At 71.2% G+C, this 18,953-nt stretch carries 15 protein-coding genes; 4 read left to right on the top strand and 11 right to left on the bottom strand.

Going from position 1 to position 18,953, the window contains the following annotated elements; genetic code table 11:
- Window positions 1-6: 6 nt before the first annotated feature.
- The 3 genes from ACIBJG_RS38145 to sucC form a co-directional block, all read right to left on the bottom strand.
- Window positions 7-1,569: an aldehyde dehydrogenase family protein gene (locus tag ACIBJG_RS38145; RefSeq protein WP_399314865.1), complete on the bottom strand. Its 1,563-nt coding sequence runs from the start codon at window positions 1,567-1,569 to the stop codon at window positions 7-9.
- A 179-nt stretch (window positions 1,570-1,748) separates the two neighbouring features.
- A complete protein-coding gene (gene sucD, locus ACIBJG_RS38140; RefSeq protein WP_399314863.1) occupies window positions 1,749-2,666 on the bottom strand; it encodes a succinate--CoA ligase subunit alpha in 918 nt (305 codons plus the stop codon).
- 11 nt (window positions 2,667-2,677) lie between these two features.
- Window positions 2,678-3,811, bottom strand: a complete 1,134-nt coding sequence (gene sucC / locus ACIBJG_RS38135) for an ADP-forming succinate--CoA ligase subunit beta (RefSeq protein ID WP_399314861.1) — start codon at window positions 3,809-3,811, stop codon at window positions 2,678-2,680.
- 165 nt (window positions 3,812-3,976) lie between these two features.
- Here sucC and ACIBJG_RS38130 point away from each other — a divergent pair, with 165 nt between their 5' ends.
- From ACIBJG_RS38130 to ACIBJG_RS38115, 4 genes are all read left to right on the top strand, one after another.
- Window positions 3,977-5,659, top strand: a complete 1,683-nt coding sequence (locus ACIBJG_RS38130) for a thiamine pyrophosphate-binding protein (RefSeq protein WP_399314859.1) — start codon at window positions 3,977-3,979, stop codon at window positions 5,657-5,659.
- 16 nt (window positions 5,660-5,675) lie between these two features.
- Complete coding sequence (frc, locus tag ACIBJG_RS38125) at window positions 5,676-6,905, top strand: formyl-CoA transferase (protein ID WP_399314857.1); 1,230 nt, start codon at window positions 5,676-5,678, stop codon at window positions 6,903-6,905.
- Window positions 6,906-6,907: 2 nt separating this feature from the next.
- On the top strand, window positions 6,908-9,046 hold the full coding sequence (locus ACIBJG_RS38120; protein WP_399314855.1) for an acetate--CoA ligase family protein: 2,139 nt from the start codon (window positions 6,908-6,910) through the stop codon (window positions 9,044-9,046).
- A gap of 69 nt (window positions 9,047-9,115) precedes the next feature.
- On the top strand, window positions 9,116-10,510 hold the full coding sequence (locus ACIBJG_RS38115; protein ID WP_399314853.1) for an OFA family MFS transporter: 1,395 nt from the start codon (window positions 9,116-9,118) through the stop codon (window positions 10,508-10,510).
- A gap of 73 nt (window positions 10,511-10,583) precedes the next feature.
- Here the strand turns inward: ACIBJG_RS38115 and ACIBJG_RS38110 are convergent, their stop codons facing one another.
- From ACIBJG_RS38110 to ACIBJG_RS38075, 8 genes are read right to left on the bottom strand one after another with little or no spacing between them, the layout of a single operon-like run.
- Window positions 10,584-11,735, bottom strand: a complete 1,152-nt coding sequence (locus ACIBJG_RS38110) for a sugar phosphate isomerase/epimerase family protein (RefSeq protein ID WP_399314852.1) — start codon at window positions 11,733-11,735, stop codon at window positions 10,584-10,586.
- Window positions 11,736-11,784: 49 nt separating this feature from the next.
- Window positions 11,785-13,182, bottom strand: coding sequence for a nucleotide pyrophosphatase/phosphodiesterase family protein (locus ACIBJG_RS38105; RefSeq protein WP_399314850.1), 1,398 nt, complete (start codon window positions 13,180-13,182; stop codon window positions 11,785-11,787).
- A complete protein-coding gene (eboE, locus tag ACIBJG_RS38100; RefSeq protein ID WP_399314849.1) occupies window positions 13,179-14,354 on the bottom strand; it encodes a metabolite traffic protein EboE in 1,176 nt (391 codons plus the stop codon). The genes ACIBJG_RS38105 and eboE overlap by 4 nt, the downstream gene beginning before the upstream one ends.
- A 4-nt stretch (window positions 14,355-14,358) precedes the next feature.
- Window positions 14,359-15,207, bottom strand: coding sequence for a TatD family hydrolase (locus ACIBJG_RS38095; protein WP_399314847.1), 849 nt, complete (start codon window positions 15,205-15,207; stop codon window positions 14,359-14,361).
- Window positions 15,207-15,875 carry an EboA domain-containing protein gene (locus ACIBJG_RS38090; RefSeq protein WP_399314845.1) on the bottom strand — a complete coding sequence of 223 codons (669 nt, stop codon included), beginning with the start codon at window positions 15,873-15,875 and terminating at the stop codon, window positions 15,207-15,209. The genes ACIBJG_RS38095 and ACIBJG_RS38090 overlap by 1 nt, the downstream gene beginning before the upstream one ends.
- Before the next feature lie 21 nt (window positions 15,876-15,896).
- Window positions 15,897-16,754, bottom strand: coding sequence for a sugar phosphate isomerase/epimerase family protein (locus ACIBJG_RS38085; protein ID WP_399314843.1), 858 nt, complete (start codon window positions 16,752-16,754; stop codon window positions 15,897-15,899).
- Window positions 16,751-17,635 (bottom strand): SCO3242 family prenyltransferase, encoded by an 885-nt coding sequence (locus tag ACIBJG_RS38080; RefSeq protein ID WP_399314842.1) that lies wholly within the window; start codon window positions 17,633-17,635, stop codon window positions 16,751-16,753. The genes ACIBJG_RS38085 and ACIBJG_RS38080 overlap by 4 nt, the downstream gene beginning before the upstream one ends.
- Window positions 17,632-18,750, bottom strand: coding sequence for an inositol-3-phosphate synthase (locus tag ACIBJG_RS38075; RefSeq protein ID WP_399314840.1), 1,119 nt, complete (start codon window positions 18,748-18,750; stop codon window positions 17,632-17,634). Before ACIBJG_RS38075 ends, ACIBJG_RS38080 begins: the two co-directional genes overlap by 4 nt.
- Between the last annotated feature and the right edge of the window lie 203 nt (window positions 18,751-18,953).

The following is an 18,953-nucleotide window of genomic DNA, read 5'->3' as shown; positions in this document are numbered from 1 at the left end:
CCCGGCTTACGGCATGAGGTGGTGGTCCGGGAAGTTGCCGGGCAGGCGGTCGTCCGCCGGGCCGTCGGTGACCGCCCGGACCAGGAGCTCGCCGCCGACGAACGCCCCGCGCCACGAGGCGCCGAAGCCGCCGAAGAGTTCCTCCCGGTCACCCCGTGAGCGCGGGGTGCCGTGGCCGGTCTTGAACGCGCGGATCTGGGGTGCCAGGCGTGCGTACGTCGCGGGGTCGTCGGTCGAGAGCGTCGCGACCAGGGCACCGTTAGACGCGTTCATGGCGGCGAGCAGTTCGGCCTCCGTGTCGACCAGCACGATCGTGTCGACCGGGCCGAAGGGTTCCGCGTGGTGCAGCGGGGAGGACGGGGGCGGGTTGAGGAGCGTGACCGGGTGCAGGTACGCGGACGTGTCCTGACCCGGAAGGAAGTGGCCCTCGGCCGCGGAGGCGTCGGCGCGGTGCAGCGGGACCGCGCCGCGGTCGATCGCCTCGGCCACCTGGTCGGCCAGTTCCTTGGCCTTGGCCGCGTTGATCAGCGGGCCGAAGTCCAGGGCCGGGAGCGGGTCGGCGGGGTCCGCCACAGCGAGGGGGTGACCGACGCGCAGCGAGCGTACCGCCGGGAGGTACGCGAGCAGGAACGCGTCGAACGCGCTGCGCTGCACGACGAAGCGGGGGTAGGCGGTGCAGCGCTGCTTCCCGTAGTCGAAGAGCTTCGGGACGACGGCGGTGAGCGCGTCCCAGTCGGTGTGGTTCCAGATGCCCCAGGTGTTGAGTCCCTCCTGTTCGAGGATGTGCCGCTTGCCGAGGTCGGCGACGGCGGTGGCGATGCGGGCCCCGGTGTCGCGGCCCCCGACGAAGGAGACACAGCCGATCTCCGGTGAGCGGACCAGGGCCTCGGAGAGTTCGCCGCCGCTGCCGCTGACGAGGGTGAGCGGGACGCCCTCGCGGGCGGCGAGCGCGCAGGCCAGGGTCAGGCACGCCACGCCGCCGTCCGTGGGGGCCTTCGCGATCACGGCGTTGCCGGCCAGCGCCTGGACGAGCATCGCGTGGACCAGCACGGACATGGGGTAGTTCCAGCTGGCGATGTTGGAGACCGGGCCGGGGAGCGGGGTGCGGTGGTCGAGCATCCGGTCGATGTTGTCGACGTACCACCGCACTCCGTCGATGGCCCGGTCGACGTCCGCCGTGGCGAGGCGCCAGGGTTTGCCGATCTCCCAGACGAGGAGGAGGGCGAGCAGTTCGCGGTGTTCGGTCAGGGCGTCGAGGGTGGCCGACACGCGGGCGCTGCGTTCGGGCAGCGGGATGTGGCGCCAGGCGCGGTGCTGGTCGAGGGCGGCGCGGACGGCGCGGGTTGCGGTGGGTGCGTCGAGTCGGGGCGGGCCGGCGATGGGGGTGCCGTCGACGGGGGTGGTGGCGGGGAGGACGCGGCCGTCGCGTTGCCAGGTGGAGGCCCAGAGGTTCAGGACACGGTCGTCCTGGAAGGCCTCGGGGGCGGTGGCCAGGCAGCGGGTCCAGGCGTCCTGCCAAGCCGTTCCGGGTTTGAGGGTGAGGGGGCTGGGGGTGGCTTTGGGGGCCATGCGGTCTCCGCTCTCGGTGCACGGTCGGGCGGGGGGCGGCGTGGTGCGGGGATGAGGGTTGGGCGCGGGTGGGGATGGGAGTGGGGGCGCCTGCGGCGGGCCTGTTCCCCGCCCCGCCCCTTCCCGTAACCGGGGCTCCGCCCCGGGCCCCGCGCCTCAAACGCCGGCGAGGCTGAAGGTCAGGCGATTGAGGCGCGGGGGTTCGGGGGCAGCGCCCCCGGGAGCAGGCGGGCCCTCGCCAGGGCCGCCGCCTCCGTGGGGGTCGAGCCCACGGAAACGCCCGCCGCCTCCAGCGCCTCCTTCTTCGCCGCCGCCGTGCCCGACGAACCGGAGACGATCGCGCCCGCGTGGCCCATCGTCTTGCCCTCGGGTGCGGTGAAGCCCGCGATGTAGCCGATCACCGGTTTGGTGATGTGCCGGGCGATGTGGGCCGCCGCCCGCTCCTCCGCGTCGCCGCCTATCTCGCCTATCAGGACGATCAGTTCGGTGTCGGGGTCCTCCTCGAAGGCGGTGAGGCAGTCGATGTGCGTGGTGCCGATCACCGGGTCGCCGCCGATGCCGACCGCCGAGGAGAAGCCGATGTCGCGGAGTTCGTGCATCAGCTGGTACGTCAGTGTGCCCGACTTGGAGACCAGGCCGATGCGGCCGGGGGCCGGGGCGATGTCGGGCGGAATGATTCCGGCGTTGGACTGGCCGGGGCTGATCAGGCCCGGGCAGTTGGGGCCGATGATGCGGGTGGAGCTGCCCCTGGCGTGGGCGTGGAAGGCGACCGCGTCGTGGACCGGGATGCCCTCGGTGATCACCACGGCCAGAGCGATTGCGGCGTCGATCGCCTCGACGACAGCCGCCTTGGCGAAGGGCGGCGGGACGAAGACGACCGTGACGTCCGCGCCCGTGGCCGCCATGGCTGCCCCGACCGAGCCGAAGACCGGGACGGGGGTGCCGTCGACGTCGACGGTCCGGCCCGCCTTGCGCGGGTTGACGCCGCCGACGATCCGGGTGCCGGCCGCGAGCATGCGGCGGGTGTGTTTCATGCCCTCGGCGCCCGTCATGCCCTGGACGAGGACCTTGCTCTCCTTGGTGAGGAAGATGGCCATGTCCGCACTCCTTATGCTGCGTCGGCGAGTCGGGCGGCGCGGCGCGCGGCGCCGTCCATGGTGGTGGCCTGCTGGATCAGCGGGTGGGCGCGGGCGTCCAGGATCGCGCGGCCGCGCGAGGCGTTGTTGCCGTCGAGGCGGACGACGAGCGGTTTGGTCAGAGTCACGGTCTCCAGCGCCTGGACGATGCCGTCGGCCACCGCGTCGCAGGCGGTGATGCCGCCGAAGACGTTGACCAGGACCGATTTCACGTCGGGGTCGGAGAGGATGACGGACAGGCCGTCGGCCATCACCCGGGCGGAGGCGCCGCCGCCGATGTCGAGGAAGTTGGCGGGGCGTGCGCCGCAGCCGGCGACGACGTCGAGGGTGGACATGACGAGTCCGGCGCCGTTGCCGATGACCCCGACCTCGCCGTCCAGCTTCACGTAGTTGAGGCCCTTGGCGGCCGCTACGGCCTCCAGTGGGTCGCCGTGCGGGTCTTCGGTGTCCGCACCCCAACGGGACTGGCGGAACCCGGCGTTGTCGTCCAGCGTCACCTTGCCGTCCAGGGCGAGGATCCTGCCGTCGGTGGTCCGTACGAGAGGGTTGACCTCGACCAGGAGGGCGTCCTCGCGGGTGAGGACCTGCCACAGCCGGCCGAGTACGGGGGCCGCCTCCGGTGGCAGCCCTGCCGCCTCGGCGATCTGTCGCGCCTTGTCGTCCGTCACCCCTTCCGCCGGGTCGACCGGGATGCGGGCCACGGCGTCCGGGCGGGTGGCAGCCACCTCCTCGATCTCCATGCCGCCCTCCGCGGAGGCGATGGCGAGGAAGGTGCCGGACGCCCGGTCCAGTACGTAGCTCGCGTAGAACTCCGCCTCGATGTCCACCGGTTCGGCGAGCATCACCGTACGGACGGTGTGGCCCCTGATGTCCATGCCGAGGATCTGGCGCGCCGTGAGGGCCGCGGCCGCGGGGTCCGCGGCCATCTTCACGCCGCCCGCCTTGCCCCGGCCGCCGGTCTTGACCTGCGCCTTGACGACGACGCGTCCGCCGAGTCGCAGGGCTGCCCGCTGCGCCGCGGCCGCGTTGTCGACGACTTCGGCGCGCGGTACCGCTATGCCGTGTTCTGCGAAGAGTTGCCGTGCCTGGTGCTCGTACAGATCCATAGCCACTCCCGATCGTGCCGATTGTGAAAGTGCCGCACGCCCCCTGGACACCACCCACCAGATGCGGGATAACAAGGTTCATACAGTATTCGTCGACTGTATGCAATGTACCGCGGGAGCACTGGAGCGACTCCCGCACTCCCCTACGAAGGGACAGGGATCTTCATGCCCGAGGACAGCCAGGACCTCATTTCCGGTGGGCACTTGGTCGCGAAGGCGTTGAAGGCCGAGGGGGTGGAGCGCATCTACACCCTCTGCGGCGGGCACATCATCGACATCTACGACGGCTGCGTCGACGAGGGCATCGAGGTCGTCGACGTACGCCACGAGCAGGTCGCCGCCCACGCCGCCGACGGCTACGCCCGGATCACCGGCAAGCCCGGATGCGCCGTCGTCACCGCGGGGCCGGGGACCACGGACGCGGTGACCGGGGTCGCCAACGCCTTCCGTGCCGAGTCACCCATGTTGCTGATAGGTGGTCAGGGAGCGCACAGCCAGCACAAGATGGGCTCGCTCCAGGACCTGCCGCACGTCGAGATGATGTCGCCGATCTCCAAGTTCGCCGCCACTGTGCCGGACACCGCACGCGCCGCGGACATGGTGTCGATGGCCTTCCGCGAGTGCTACCACGGCGCTCCGGGCCCGTCCTTCCTGGAGATTCCCCGCGATGTACTGGACGCCAAGGTCCCGGTGTCGAAGGCCCGGGTGCCGCAGGCCGGGCAGTACCGGGCCTCGACCCGCTCGCCCGGTGACCCGGCGGCCGTCGAACGGCTCGCCGACCTGCTGGTGCACGCGGAGAAGCCGGCGATCCTGCTGGGCAGCCAGGTGTGGACCACCCGGGCGACGGACAACGCGATCGAGCTCGTACGGACCCTGAACGTCCCGGCGTACATGAACGGGGCGGGCCGCGGCACCCTGCCGCCCGGCGACCCGCACCACTTCCAGCTGTCGCGCCGCTACGCCTTCTCCAATGCCGACCTCATCATCATCGTGGGGACGCCGTTCGACTTCCGCATGGGCTACGGCAAGCGGCTCTCCCCCGATGCCACCGTCGTCCAGATCGACCTCGACTACCGCACGGTCGGCAAGAACCGGGACGTCGACCTCGGCATCGTCGGCGACGCGGGACTGGTCCTCAAGGCCGTCACCGAGGCCGCGAGCGGGCGGCTGAACGGGGGCGCGGTCAAACGCAAGGCCTGGCTGGAGGAGCTGCGCGCCGCCGAACAGACCGCGATCGAGAAGAGGTTGCCGAGTCTGAAGTCGGACGCCTCGCCCATCCATCCCTACCGGCTGGTCAGCGAGATCAACGAGTTCCTCACCGAGGACTCCATCTACATCGGGGACGGCGGCGACATCGTGACCTTCTCCGGTCAGGTCGTGCAGCCGAAGTCGCCCGGCCACTGGATGGACCCGGGGCCGCTCGGCACGCTCGGTGTCGGCGTGCCTTTCGTGCTGGCCGCCAAGCAGGCCCGCCCCGACAAGGAGGTCGTGGCGCTCTTCGGGGACGGCGCGTTCTCCCTGACCGGCTGGGACTTCGAGACGCTGGTGCGCTACAACCTCCCGTTCGTCGGCATCGTCGGCAACAACTCCTCGATGAACCAGATCCGTTACGGCCAGAAGGCCAAGTACGGCGACGAACGCGAGCGGGTCGGAAACACCCTCGGCGACGTCCACTACGACAAGTTCGCCCAGATGCTGGGGGGTTACGGCGAGGAGGTGCGCGACCCGGCCGACATCGCGCCCGCTCTGCAGCGGGCGCGCGAGTCCGGGCTGCCGTCGCTGATCAACGTCTGGGTCGACCCGGACGCGTACGCCCCCGGAACCATGAACCAGACCATGTACAAGTAGCAGAGGAGCCGTTGCCATGGCCAAAGCTCTTGAGGGCGTGCGCGTCCTCGACATGACGCACGTACAGTCCGGCCCCTCCGCCACCCAGCTGCTCGCCTGGCTCGGTGCGGACGTGGTGAAGCTGGAGGCTCCGAGCGGTGACATCACCCGCAGGCAGCTGCGCGACCTGCCCGATGTCGACTCCCTCTACTTCACGATGCTCAACTGCAACAAGCGGAGCATCACGCTGAACACCAAGAGCGAGCGCGGCAAGGAGATCCTCACCGAACTCATCCGGCGCAGCGACGTGATGGTGGAGAACTTCGGACCGGGGGCCGTCGACCGGATGGGGTTCACCTGGGAGCGGATCCAGGAGATCAACCCGAGGATCGTCTACGCCTCCATCAAGGGCTTCGGCGAGGGCCCTTACACCAACTTCAAGGCGTACGAGGTGGTCGCCCAGGCCATGGGCGGCTCGATGTCCACCACCGGCTTCGAGGACGGACCGCCACTGGCGACCGGTGCGCAGATCGGTGACTCCGGGACCGGGATCCACGCCGTCGCCGGCATCCTGGCCGCACTGTTCCAGCGCGAGAACACGGGACGCGGGCAGCGCGTCAACGTCGCCATGCAGCATGCCGTGCTCAATCTGTGCCGGGTCAAGCTGCGTGACCAACAGCGGCTGATCCACGGCCCGTTGGCGGAGTATCCGAACGAGGACTTCGGCGACGAGGTGCCGCGCAGCGGGAACGCCAGCGGCGGCGGACAGCCCGGGTGGGCGGTGAAGTGCGCGCCCGGCGGCCCCAACGACTACGTCTACGTGATCGTGCAGCCCGTCGGCTGGCAGCCGCTCGCCTCGCTGATCGGGCGTCCGGAGCTGGTGGACGACCCCGAGTGGGCGACGCCCGAGGCCCGGCTGCCCAAGCTGAGCAAGATGTTCCAGCTCATCGAGGAGTGGTCGTCCACGCTCCCCAAGTGGGAGGTCCTGGAACAGCTCAACGGGCACAACATCCCCTGCGGTCCGATCCTGTCCACCAAGGAGATCGTGGAGGACGAGTCGCTGGCCGCCAACGAGATGGTCGTCCGTGTCGATCACCCCGAGCGCGGCACCTTCACCACCGTCGGCAGCCCGCTGAAGCTCTCCGACTCCCCCGTGGACGTGGTGACTTCACCGCTGCTCGGTCAGCACAACGAAGAGGTGTACGTCGGCGAGCTGGGCCTCGGTGACGAGGAACTGCGGCTGCTGAAGACGAGCGGAGTCATCTGAGCATGGTCGAATCACAGGATCGCGACCAGGTCGGGCAGCTGCTCGAATCCGTACGGGCCTCCGGCCGCACGTCGCTCACCGCCCCCGAGGGCAAGATCGTGGCGGACGCGTACGGCATCGCGGTGCCCGGCGAGGAGCTGGCGCAGGACATCGACGAGGCGGTCGCCCACGCGGACCGGCTCGGCGGGCCCGTCGTGCTGAAGATCGTCTCCCCCGACGTGCTGCACAAGACGGATGCCGGCGGAGTCGTCGTCGGGGTGGAGGGTGCCGCACAAGTGCGGGAGGCCTTCTGCCGCATCATCAAGAACGTGCGGGCGTACGCACCGGACGCGCGGATCGACGGCGTGCAGGTGCAGCAACTGGTGCCGCCCGGGCAGGAGGTCATCATCGGTGCGGTGACCGACCCGACGTTCGGCAAGGTCGTCGCCTTCGGGCTGGGCGGCGTGCTGGTGGAGGTGCTGAAGGACATCACCTTCCGCCTCGCCCCGGTCACCCCCGACGAGGCGCAGTCGATGCTCGACTCGATCGGCGCGGCGGAGATCCTGCGCGGGGTGCGCGGCGCCCCGCCGGTGGACCGGTGGGCGCTGGCCGAGCAGATCCGGCGGGTGTCCCAACTGGTCACGGACTTCCCGGAGATCGCGGAGGTCGACCTCAACCCGGTGATCGCGTCGCCACAGGGTGCGGTCGCCGCCGACATCCGGATCCTGCTGTCCACCGAGGTGGTCAAGGAGCGGCGGAAGTACGGCCGCGAGGAGATCCTCACCTCGATGCGGCGGCTGATGGAGCCGCGGTCGGTCGCGGTGATCGGCGCCTCCAACGAGGCAGGGAAGATCGGCAATTCGGTGATGCGCAACCTCATCGACGGCGGGTTCTCCGGGGAGATCCATCCGGTGAACCCCCGGGCCGATGACATTCTGGGCCGCAAGGCGTACAAGAGTGTCACGGACGTTCCCGGTGAGGTGGATGTGGCGGTCTTCGCGATCCCGGCCAAGTTCGTGGCGTCGGCGCTGGAGGAGGTGGGACGCAAGGGCATCGCCAACGCGGTCCTGATCCCGTCCGGCTTCGCCGAGACGGGTGAACAGGCCCTGCAGGACGAGATCGTGGCGATCGGCGAGCGGTACGGTGTACGGCTGCTCGGGCCGAACATCTACGGCTACTACTCCACGTGGCAGGACCTCTGCGCCACCTTCTGCACCCCGTACGACGTGAAGGGCGGAGTGGCGCTGACCTCGCAGTCCGGTGGCATCGGCATGGCCATCCTCGGTTTCGCACGGTCGACGAAGACCGGAGTCTCGGCGATCGTCGGGCTCGGCAACAAGTCGGACCTCGACGAGGACGATCTGCTGACCTGGTTCGGCGAGGACCCGAACACCCAGTGCATCGCGATGCACCTGGAGGACCTCAAGGACGGGCGCGCCTTCGTCGAGGCCGCGCGGGCAACCGTACCGAAGAAGCCGATCGTGGTGCTGAAGGCGGGCCGTACGAGCGCGGGGGCGAAGGCGGCCGGTTCGCACACCGGCGCACTGGCCGGCGACGACGCCGTGTACGACGACATCCTGCGCCAGGCGGGGGTGATCCGGGCGCCGGGGCTGAACGACATGCTGGAGTACGCGCGGGCGCTGCCGGTGCTGCCGACACCGAAGGGCGACAACGTCGTCATCATCACCGGCGCGGGCGGATCCGGTGTGCTGCTGTCGGACGCGATCGTGGACAACGGCCTCTCGCTGATGGAGATCCCGCCGGATCTCGACACCGCGTTCAAGGCGTTCATTCCGCCGTTCGGCGCGGCCGGCAACCCGATCGACATCACGGGCGGTGAGCCTCCGTCGACGTACGAGGCGACGATCCGGCTCGGCATGGAGGACCCGCGCATCCACGCGCTGGTCCTGGGCTACTGGCACACGATCGTCACCCCGCCGATGGTCTTCGCCGAGCTGACGGCCCGGGTGGTCCGGGAGTTCCGGGACCGCGGGATCGAGAAGCCGGTCGTGGCGTCGCTGGCCGGTGACACGGAGGTCGAGGAGGCGTGCGCGTACCTCTTCGAGAACGGTGTCGTCGCCTACCCCTATACCACCGAGAAGCCGGTCGCGGCGCTCGGTGCGAAGTACCGCTGGGCAAGGGCCGCGGGGCTGCTGACCTGACCCTTCCCAGGCACGAGGAGTTTGGACAGGGGGCGCTGGCCAGGTTCTTTCGAAGCCAAGGGGAGATTCATGAGCACAGACGGACAACCGGGCGCGTCACCCGTCGCGTACCGGGAAGTGACGGACAGCAAGGGCCGCGTCTACCGGGTCGGCGAGTCGGACCGCAGCATTCTCGGTCACAGCCGGAAGTTCATGGTGTACCTGCCGTGGATCGCGATGATGGCCATCAGTGTGTCGGAGTACGCCTACGGGTCCGCGGAGGACACCCTCTCCGAGGCCCATGGCTGGACACAGAGCAACACCTTCTGGATTCTCAGCGTCTGGGTCTTCTTCCAGGCGGGGATCGCTTTCCCCGCCGGGTGGATGCGCGAGAAGGGCATACTCACCGCGCGCCGGGCCATGTTCATCGGCGCCGCGCTCTGTCTCGTCGGATTCCTCGCGCTGTCGCACGTCGACAACGTCTTCGGCGCGATCTGCGGGTTCGGTGTCGTCGGCGGCCTGGGGTCCGGACTCATCTACGCCACCTGCATCAACATGGTGGGCAAGTGGTTCCCGGAGCGGCGTGGCGCGAAGACGGGTTTCGTCAACGGCGGTTTCGCCTATGGTGCGTTGCCCTTCATCTTCATCTTCAACTACGCCTTCGACACGAGTAACTACAACGAGGTGCTCGACCTCATCGGCCTCTACGTCCTGATCGTCGTGGCGGTCTGCGCCTGGTTCTTCAAGGACCCGCCGAAGAACTGGTGGCCGTCCGAGATCGACCCGCTGAACTACACGGGCAACGCGAAGAGTGCGGCGAGCCTGGCGAAGAACCCTCCGGCGTCGAAGCAGTACACGCCGAAGGAGGCCATCAGGACGGGCATGCTGCCGCTGATGTGGATCACCATCGTCCTGACGGCCGGGGTGTCCATCTTCGGGATCTCCTTCCAGGTGGACTATGCGAAGGAGGTCGGCTTCGGTCCCCTGGTCGCGGCGTCGTCCATGGGTGTCATGGCCGTCATCAACGGGGTCGGCCGGGCGGTCGTCGGCTGGCTCTCGGACCTCTGGGGCCGCAAGCTGACGCTGGTGTTCGTCATCGTCGTCCTGGGCCTCGCCCAGTTCGGGGTGATCTGGGCCGGCAACATGCACAGTGAGTGGCTGTTCCTGTTCTTCGCCTTCCTCTCCGGCTTCGGCGGCGGTGCGTTCTACCCGATGTTCGCCGCACTGACCCCGGACTACTTCGGCGAGAACTACAACGCCACCAACTACGGACTCGTCTACAGCGGCAAGCTGATCAGCGGGCTGTTCGGCGGTGGTCTGGGCTCGATGGTCGTGGACTCCTGGGGCTACAACGGCGCCTACGCGCTGGCGGGGGCCATCTCCATGGTGGCGGCCTGCATCGCCCTGCTGCTGAGGCAGCCGGGGCGGCCGCGGGTACGGGACATCGTCCCGAATCCGCAGCCGGTCAGCCGGGAGGTCGTCTAGCCGCGACGCCCCTACCGCCACGCCGGGCCTCCCCGCACCTGTGCGGGGAGGCCCGGCGTACGAGGCTGCCGTCCTACTTGCGGAGCGCCGCCATGCCCTCGTAGCTGATCCGTGCCTGCTTCAGGGACTGCGCGAGGTCCGTCGAGCTCGGTGCGGTGTCCTGCTCGACCATCGGGTTGCGGTAGTTCGCCTGCCCGACGCGGCGGAAGAAGGTCCGGTAGTCGATGACCCCGGTACCGAAGGGGACCATGTCGTAGCCGTCGCCACTGGCCGTGTTGATGATGCCGTCCTTGGCGTGGAACAGGGGGTAACGCCTGTTGTGGCGGCGGACGACTGCCGCCGGGTCGAAGATGTTCTCCCGCACCGAGCCGTCGAGCGCGGTGTAGGTGTGGAACTTGTACTGGGCGACGTGCGCCCAGTAGACGTCCATCTCCAGCCATACGGTCTTCGGGTCGGTGACCTTCAGGAAGTACTCGAGCTTGCGGATGCCCGAGCTGCGGGTGGGGCGTCCCTGTGCGTCCAGCGGACCGCCGTCGAGCAGGAAGCCGTAGGCCGCGTCGTGGTTGTGGGTGTACAGCTTGATCCCCGCGCGGTGAGCGATCTGTCCCAGTGCGTTCCACTTGTCGGCGGCCACGTCCCAGTCGGCGCGGTAGGCACTGCCGGTGGGGTCACCGCCGGTGCCCATGTGGTCCATGCCGAGGATGTTGGCGATTTCGAGGTGGCGCTTGAACTGGTCCAGGTCGCTCTGGCTCAGCGGCCAGGACCCCGGGATGAAGCCGTGGTTGCCCTGGGCGCGCAGTCCGTAGTCGTCCAGCCACGAGCGCAGCAGCTTCGCGCCCTCCACCGATTCGAGGTTGTTTCCGCCAGGTGCGTTGGCGTGCTGGCCGTAGCCGGCGAACTCGACCTGCTTGTAGCCGTAGCGGGCCAGCTCCTTGAAGACGGCGCGGAAGCCCGAGGGAAGGGAGGTGCTGAGCGGGTCCCGGCCCGTGGCGTCGCGCACGGTGTACAGGATGATGCCGCGCTTGTCCGCCGGGACCAGGGACTGGCCGTGGCCGTGCCCCTGGCTCGAAGCGGGCTGGGCGAAGGCCGGTGATGCGCCGAAGACGGGCGCGGCGATCGCCGCTGCACCGGCGGCGGTGCAGGTGCTGAGGAAGCGGCGGCGGCTGACGCCGAGGCTGCGGCGCAGGGCGCCGTCCGTTCCGGATTCGTCGTTGTACACGGTCACGGTCTCTCTCCTTCTCGAAGCTGCTCGCGACGCTGTGCAGGGACGGCTCTCATGCGAGGCCGGCCAGCGTGAGGAGCAGGGACTTCACTTCGGTGGCCCGGACGGGTCCGGTGAACGCGTGGGGGGTGGAGCAGAGGATGAGCGGACCTTCTTCGTCGCTCGAGGGGAGGCGGCCGTGGCTGCCCCGGATGGGTGAGGGATCGAGCGGCACGACCGCGAGGCGGTAGCGCATGCCGAGCTTCTTGCGCGCGACGGCCGTGACCGCCTTGACCCGGACGTACGGATCCTCGGGGTCCATGAAGAGCTCGACGGGGTCGTAGCCGGGTTTGCGATGGATCTCGACGAGCTGGGCGAAGTCGGGCGCGCGGTCGTCGTCGAGCCAGTAGTAGTACGTGAACCAGGCGTCCGGGTCGGCGACGGCGACCAGTTCGCCGGAGCGGGGGTGGTCCAGGCCGTGTGACTTCTTGCCCTCGTCGTCGAGGAGCTGCTCGATGCCCGGGAGGTCCGCCAGGGCCTCTCGGGTCGCGTCGAGGTCTTCGGGGCGCCGCACGTAGATGTGCGCGATCTGGTGGTCGGCGACGGCGAAGGCGCGCGACGTCATCGGGTCCAGGTACTCCATGCCGTCCTGGGTGTGGACCTCCAGGAGTCCGGCGCGGCGCAGCGCCCGGTTGATGTCGACGGGCCGGTCGACCCTGGTGATGCCGTACTCGGAGAGCGCGACGACGGTGCGGCCCTCGCGGCGGGCGTCGTCCAGGAGCGGGGCCACGGCCCGGTCGAGGTCGGCGGCGGCCTTGAAGGCGCGCGGGTCGTCGGGGCCGTAGCGCTGGAGGTCGTAGTCGAGGTGCGGGAGGTAGCACAGGGCGAGGTCGGGGTGGCGGGTGTCCAGGATGTGGCGGGTCGCGTCGATGATCCACTGGGAGGAGACGAGGTCGGCGCCGGGTCCCCAGAAGTGGAAGAGGGGGAAGGTGCCGAGCTTCTCGGTGAGTTCGTCGTGGAGGGCGGGCGGCCGGGTGTAGCAGTCGGGTTCCTTGCGGCCGTCGGCGTAGTAGACGGGTCGGGGGGTGACGGTGTAGTCGGTGTCGGCGCCCATGGCGTACCACCAGCAGATGTTGGCGACGGTGTAGCCGGGGTGGGTGCGGCGGGCGGCGTCCCAGAGCTTGTCGCCCGCGACGAGTCCGTTGTGCTGGCGCCACAGGAGGACGTCGCCGAGTTCGCGGAAGTACCAGCCGTTGGCGACGATGCCGTGCTCGGCGGGGGTGGTGCCGGTGAGGAAGGTGGACTGGGCGGCGCAGGTGACTGCGGGGAGCACGGTGCCGAGCGGGGCGTGGGTGCCGGACTGGCCCAGGGCCTTGAGGTGGGGCATGTGGTCGAGGAGGCGGGGGGTGAGCCCGACAACGTCGAGGACGAGGAGGGGCGTGGGTGTGCCGGGTGTCCAGGCGGTGGTCATGGCAGCTCCTTGAGGCCGAGGTCGGTCAGGAGGTCGCGGGCGAGGGTGAGCTCGGCGGCGATGCCGTCGGCGAGCTGGGCGCGGGACCGGGGACGCAGTTCGGCGGGGAGTGCCTGCCAGGTGTACGTCTCGACCTCCAGGTGCCGGGTGAGTGGGCGCGCACCGCCGACGAGCCGGGTGAGTGTGGCGCGGAGCACGGGGAGGGTGGAGGTGAGCGGGAGTGCGGGCGGTGCGTGCAGGGGGACGTGGAAGTGGGCGCGCCAGGGGGCGCTGTCGGGCAGCGCCTCGCCGGTGATCGCTTCGTCGAGGTCGTCGGTGCCGCGCAGCCCGGCGGCGGTGGCGATGCGGGTCTGGTGGAGGAAGCGGGGTTCGGCGAAGGCGGCGAGGGCGGTCCGCACCTCGGGGAGGTGGGGGTGTTCGGCGTGCAGGGCGGCGGAGAGCTGGGCCTTGACGGCGGGGATGCCGGCGGCGGTGAGCGCGTCGAGGGCGGTGTCGGGGTCCTCGAAAGAGGTGGCGAGGTGGCAGGTGTCGATGCAGACGCCGATGCGGGGGTGGCCGATCGCGGTCAGGGGGGCGATGGCGTCGGCGGTGGTCTCGACCGTGCATCCGGGTTCGGGTTCGAGGCCGATCCGGATGGACTTCCCCGTGAGTTCGGCGAGGGCGTCGAGGCGTTCGCCGAGGGTGGTGAGCGCCGCGAGTGCGGTGCGGGCCGCTTCGGGATCGCCCGTGTACGGGGTGCGCCAGGCGAGGGGCAGGGTGGAGATGGTGCCCTCGGTAACGTCGTCGGGCAGGAGCGTGGCGAGCAGCCGGGCCAGATCGGTGGTGTGGGCGAGGCGTTCGGGGTCGGTCCAGTCCGGCTTGTAGACCCGGTACTTGACCTCCTCGGCGCCGAATCCTTCGTACGGGAAGCCGTTGAGGGTGACGACTTCGAGGCCGCGGCGGTCGAGTTCGGCGCGCAGGGAGCGCAGTTGCGACGGGTCGTTGATCAGGGTGCGGGCGGCGTCCCTGGCGAGCCAGAGGCCGATGCCGAGGCGGTCGCGCCCGAGCCTCTTGCGTACGGGTTCGCAGTGGTCGCGCAGTTGGGCGCGGACGCCCTCGAGCGTTTCGGCGGGGTGGACGTTGGTGCAGTACGCGAGGTGGACGACGGTGCCGTCGGGGTGGCGGAAGCGCATGGCCTCACTCCCCGCCGCGCAGGATGGAGTTGCCCTCGTGGAGCGGTTCGGGGGCCGCGGTGTCGAGGTGGAGGCGGCCGCTCCGGCCGTAGAAGGCGACGGGGTTGCGCCACAGGACCTGGTCGACGTCGTCCTCGGTGAACCCGGCGGCGAGCATGGCGTCGCCGACCCGTCGGGTCTTCAGCGGGTCGCTCTTCCCCCAGTCGGCCGCGGAGTTGACGAGGATCTTCTCGGTGCCGTGGAGCTTGAGGAGGGCGACCATGCGGTCCTCGTCCATCTTGGTGTCGGGGTAGATGGAGAAGCCGGCCCAGCAGCCGCTGTCGAGGGCGTCCTTCACCGTCGTCTCGTTGAGGTGGTCGAGCAGCACCGATTCCGGGGCGAGGTGGGACTCGCGTACGACGTCGATGGTGCGGCGCAGGCCGGCGAGCTTGTCGCGGTGCGGGGTATGGACGAGTGCGGGCAGCCCGTGGTCGGCGGCGAGCTGGAGCTGGGCGGCCAGTGCGTGGTCCTCGGCCGGGGTCATCGAGTCGTAGCCGATCTCGCCGACGGCGACGACGGAGTCCTTGACGAGATAGCGGGGCAGGGCGTCGAGGACCGGGGTGCAGCGGGGGTCGTTCGCCTCTTTGGGGTTGAGGGCGAGTGTGCAGTGGTGGGCGATGCCGTACTGGGCGGCGCGGAAGGGCTCCCAGCCGAGCAGGGCGTCGAAGTAGTCGAAGAAGCTGGCCGGCGAGGTGCGGGGCTGGCCGAGCCAGAAGGAGGGTTCGACCAGGGCGCGGACGCCGGCGTCGTACATCGCCTGGTAGTCGTCCGTGGTGCGGGAGGTCATGTGGATGTGGGGGTCGAAGATGCGCATCAGGACTCCTCCGTGGGGGCGGCGGGCGCGGCGGGGCCGGGGGCCGTGAGGGCGAGGACGTGGTGCAGGCCGGCGGGGACCGCACGGCCGGCCGCGATGCGTTCGGCCGCGAAGTCGCCCAGCATGCGGGCGAGTTCCGCGTCACCGCGCGATCTTCGGGCCAGGTCGTCGACGGCCTCGACGGGGACGCCGGTGAACAGGCACTTGAGGACGGCGTGGCGCCAGTTGTGCGGATCGAGGTGGGCGGCGGCGTACGGGCCGACCGCCGCCACGATCAGGGTGGTGTCGTTGGTGCGCAGGGCGTCCTCGACGAGCGGCAGGGCGGTCGGGCCGAGGTCCAGTGCGGGCAGGGTGAGCAGGACGGCGCGGCGTTCGGCGGCGGTGCCCTGTTCGTAGAGACGGGTCAGGGCAGGCAGGCCGGCCCGGGCCTCGATGAGCAGCAGGGCGCGTACGGAGTCGGCGTGTTCGAGTCCGCAGTGCCGGCCGGCGGCGGCGTACCGCAGCTCCCACGGAGGTACGGCGTAGCTGTCCGCGGGCGCCGTGTCCGCGTGGGATGCGGCGTGGGCTGCCTCGGCGAGCGCTTCGTCGAGCCAGGCGCGCGCGGCTCCGCCGAGCAAGGTGTCGAGTTCCTTGCGGGACAGGAGCGGGGTCGTCGGGGTGTTCGTCATGGTGTGCTCCCTTCGGCGGGCTCAGTGGTGCGACGGGCGGTGCTTGTTCAGGAAGTCCAGTGAGGTGCGGGCGAGTTCGGGGCCCGCGTGGGAGTGGCGGGGCAGCTCGACGACGGTGAGCCCGGTGTATCCGCTGTCACCGAGGGCGTCGAGTGCGGCGAGGACGGGCGGGAAGTCGATCTCGCCGTCGCCGAAGGGGAGGTGCTCGTGGACGCCGCGGCGCATGTCCTCGATCTGTACGTGGCGCAGCCAGGGGGCGGCGTCGTGGACGCAGTCGACGGGCAGCGCGGGCTCCAGGCACTGGCAGTGGCCGATGTCGAGGGTGAGTCCGAGGGGTTCGGGGTCGCCGCTCAGCACCCGGAGGTGGTGGAAGTCGGCGAGGTTGGCGAGGAGGTGTCCGGGCTCCGGCTCGATCGCGAGCGGCACTCCGGCGCGTTCCGCCGCGTCGAGGACCGGTGCGAGGGCCTCGGTGAGCCGCTGCCAGGCGGTGTCGGGCGCGGTGTCCGGGGGCCTGATGCCGCTGAAGCAGTGCACGGCGTGTGCGCCGAGTTCGGCGGCCACGTCGACGGCCCGTACGAGCAGCGCGGTCCTGGCGGCGCGGGCGTCGGGCTCCGGGTCGAGGAGCGAGGGGCCGTGCTTGCGGCGCGGGTCCAGGACGTAGCGGGCCCCGGTCTCCACCGTGACGCCGAGCCCCAGCTCCTGGAGCCGGGCCGCGACGCGGCGGGTGCGGGCGGCGAGGTCCGGGGCCATGGGGTCGAGGTGCATGTGGTCGAGGGTCAGGCCGACACCGTCGTAGCCGAGGTCGGCGAGGAGCCCGAGGGCGTCGTCCAGGCGCAGGTCGGTGAGTCCGTTGGTGCCGTAGCCGAGGCGGAGGGTCATGTGGGGCTCACCTTCCGGGAGAGGGCGCGTGCGAGCGGGACGAGGCCCATGACGGCGAGCGCGGAACCGGCCGCTCCGGCGCGGGCGGCGAGGGCGGCCTGGAGCGGGATCATCGCCCGGATGCCGCTGCCGACGGCGCGCTGGGTGAGGGGCGGCGACGGGTTGAGCGCGGCGTGGACGAGGGGGCGTGCGGCGGTGCGGAGGTAGGAGCCGGTGAGCGCGGTGAGAAGGAGACGCGCGGGGGCGTTGCGCGCGGGCTGCCGCTCATGCACCACGGAGCCGCCGATTCCGGCAACGGCCGCGAGGGCGGCGAGGGGTGCGGTGGCGGAGCCGCCCTGGGTTTCGTGGCGCGAGACGGTGGTGACCGCGTAGGTGTGCGCGCTCAGCAGGGCGGCGGCGGGCAGGGCGGCGCGGGCTGCTCGGGTCGCGGAACCCTGCCCCGCGGCCGTCGCTCCCAGCAGCAGGTCCAGGCCGCGCGCCGCCGCCATCGCGGCCGGGCCCGCCGGGGTGTGCTTGAGGCGGAGATCGTACGCCCAGACGGTGGCCGCGAGACCGGTGGCCACGCCCAGGGCCGGGCGGCCCGCGCGGGCGGCGAGGGCCAGCCCCGCCCCCGTCAGGGCGCCGGCCGCCGTGAGGGCTGCGCGGGGGGTGATCCGGCCCGAGGGGATCGGCCGGTGCGGCCGGTCGACGGCGTCCTCCTCGCGGTCGGCCCAGTCGTTGAGCGCCATGCCCGCCTCGTACAGGCAGAGCGAGGCGCCCACGGCCAGGGCGGTGGAGCGGTCGGGGTGCCGGCCGGCGGCCGCCGCACCCGCGAGGGCGTCGCCCGGGACGGTGAACAGTGCGGAGACCCTGAGCAGTTCCGCCCAGGCGCGTACCGTCACTTGTCGTCCCTCAGCCGCTCGGCGAAGGCGAGAAGCACCAGGTACTGCTCGGAGAGTGCGGCGGGTCCGCCGTCCGGGTCCTTGAAGTAGAAGCCGAGTTCGGGCCGCGGGCCGGTCAGTCCCACCTCGTGGGCGCGGGCCAGCAGCCGGGCCAGGTCGAGGACCAGGGGCGCGGCGAGGGCGGAGTCGCAGCCCTGCCAGGTGGTCTGGAGCACCATGCGGGCCCCGAGGAACCCGTCGAAGGCGATGTGGTCCCAGGCGGTCTTCCAGTCGCCGAGTGCGGGGACGTCGTCGATGTGGACCTCGCCCTCGGGGGCGGCCCCGAGTGTGTCGGCGAGGACGCGTTCCTTGCCGGCGTTCTTCGCCGCGGCGGCGGCCGGGTCGGCGAGCGCCGCTCCGTCCCCGCCGCCCAGCAGATTGGTGCCGGACCAGGCCCGTACGGGCAGGGCGCGCTGGACGAACATCGGGGCGAGCACGGAGCGCAGCAGTGTCTGGCCCGTCTTGCCGTCGCGGCCGGCGTGAGGAAGTCCGCCGGCCGCGACGGCGGTCCGGAGGGCGGGGCTGCGCAGCCCCGTGGAGGGGGTGAAGTTCACGTACGGACAGCCGGCCCGGAGCGCGGCGGCGGCGTAGAGCGAGCTGGCGGGCAGCCGTACGGCGTCGGCGGCGGGCGCCGGTTCGGTGGAGGAGACGTTGACGACGACGGTCCTGGCCAGGGCGTTGCGGCGGCCGAAGTCGGTGAGGTCGGCGGCGAACGTGGCGATGAGCTCCTCGTCCGTGCGGGTGTCGCCGGGAAGGGGCCCGCCGGTGCGGATCTCCGCGTCGGCTGCTGCGAGTTCGGACCGTACGGCCGAGGGGAGCCCGTGTGGCAGCACTCCCCCGGCGGCGAGTGCCTCGGCCCGTTTGGGGAGGGGGCAGTCCAGGGTGTCGTGGCCGCCGAAGACGAGGGAGGTCACGGGCGGCAGGCCGCTGTCGGCGAACGGGGCGGTCTCGGTGACCATGCCGGCCGCCGGGTGGAGTCCCGCCGCGATCGCCGCGCACCCCGCCGTGGCGGTGGTGGCGACGGAGCCGCGTGCTCCGATGAACCAGACTCCGGTACGAACGGCGTGTGCTGACACGGGCTGCCTCCCTGGCTGGGGGTCCTGGCTGGGCCGATCCGGTGGCGCTGTACGTGAAGGGGAAGGGGCTGCGGGCGGGGGGGGGGGGGGGGGGGCCCCCCCCCCCCCCCCCCCCGGGGCCCCCCCCCCCCCCCCCCCCCCCCGGCGGGGGGGGGGCGGGGCGGGACCACACGCCGGACGCCCCCGCGGGGTGGGGGCCCCCG

Source organism: Streptomyces sp. NPDC050422 (assembly GCF_044458665.1).
In the GTDB taxonomy this organism is placed as follows: Bacteria; Actinomycetota; Actinomycetes; order Streptomycetales; family Streptomycetaceae; genus Streptomyces.
This window is presented reverse-complemented; position numbering and strand designations above follow the sequence as displayed.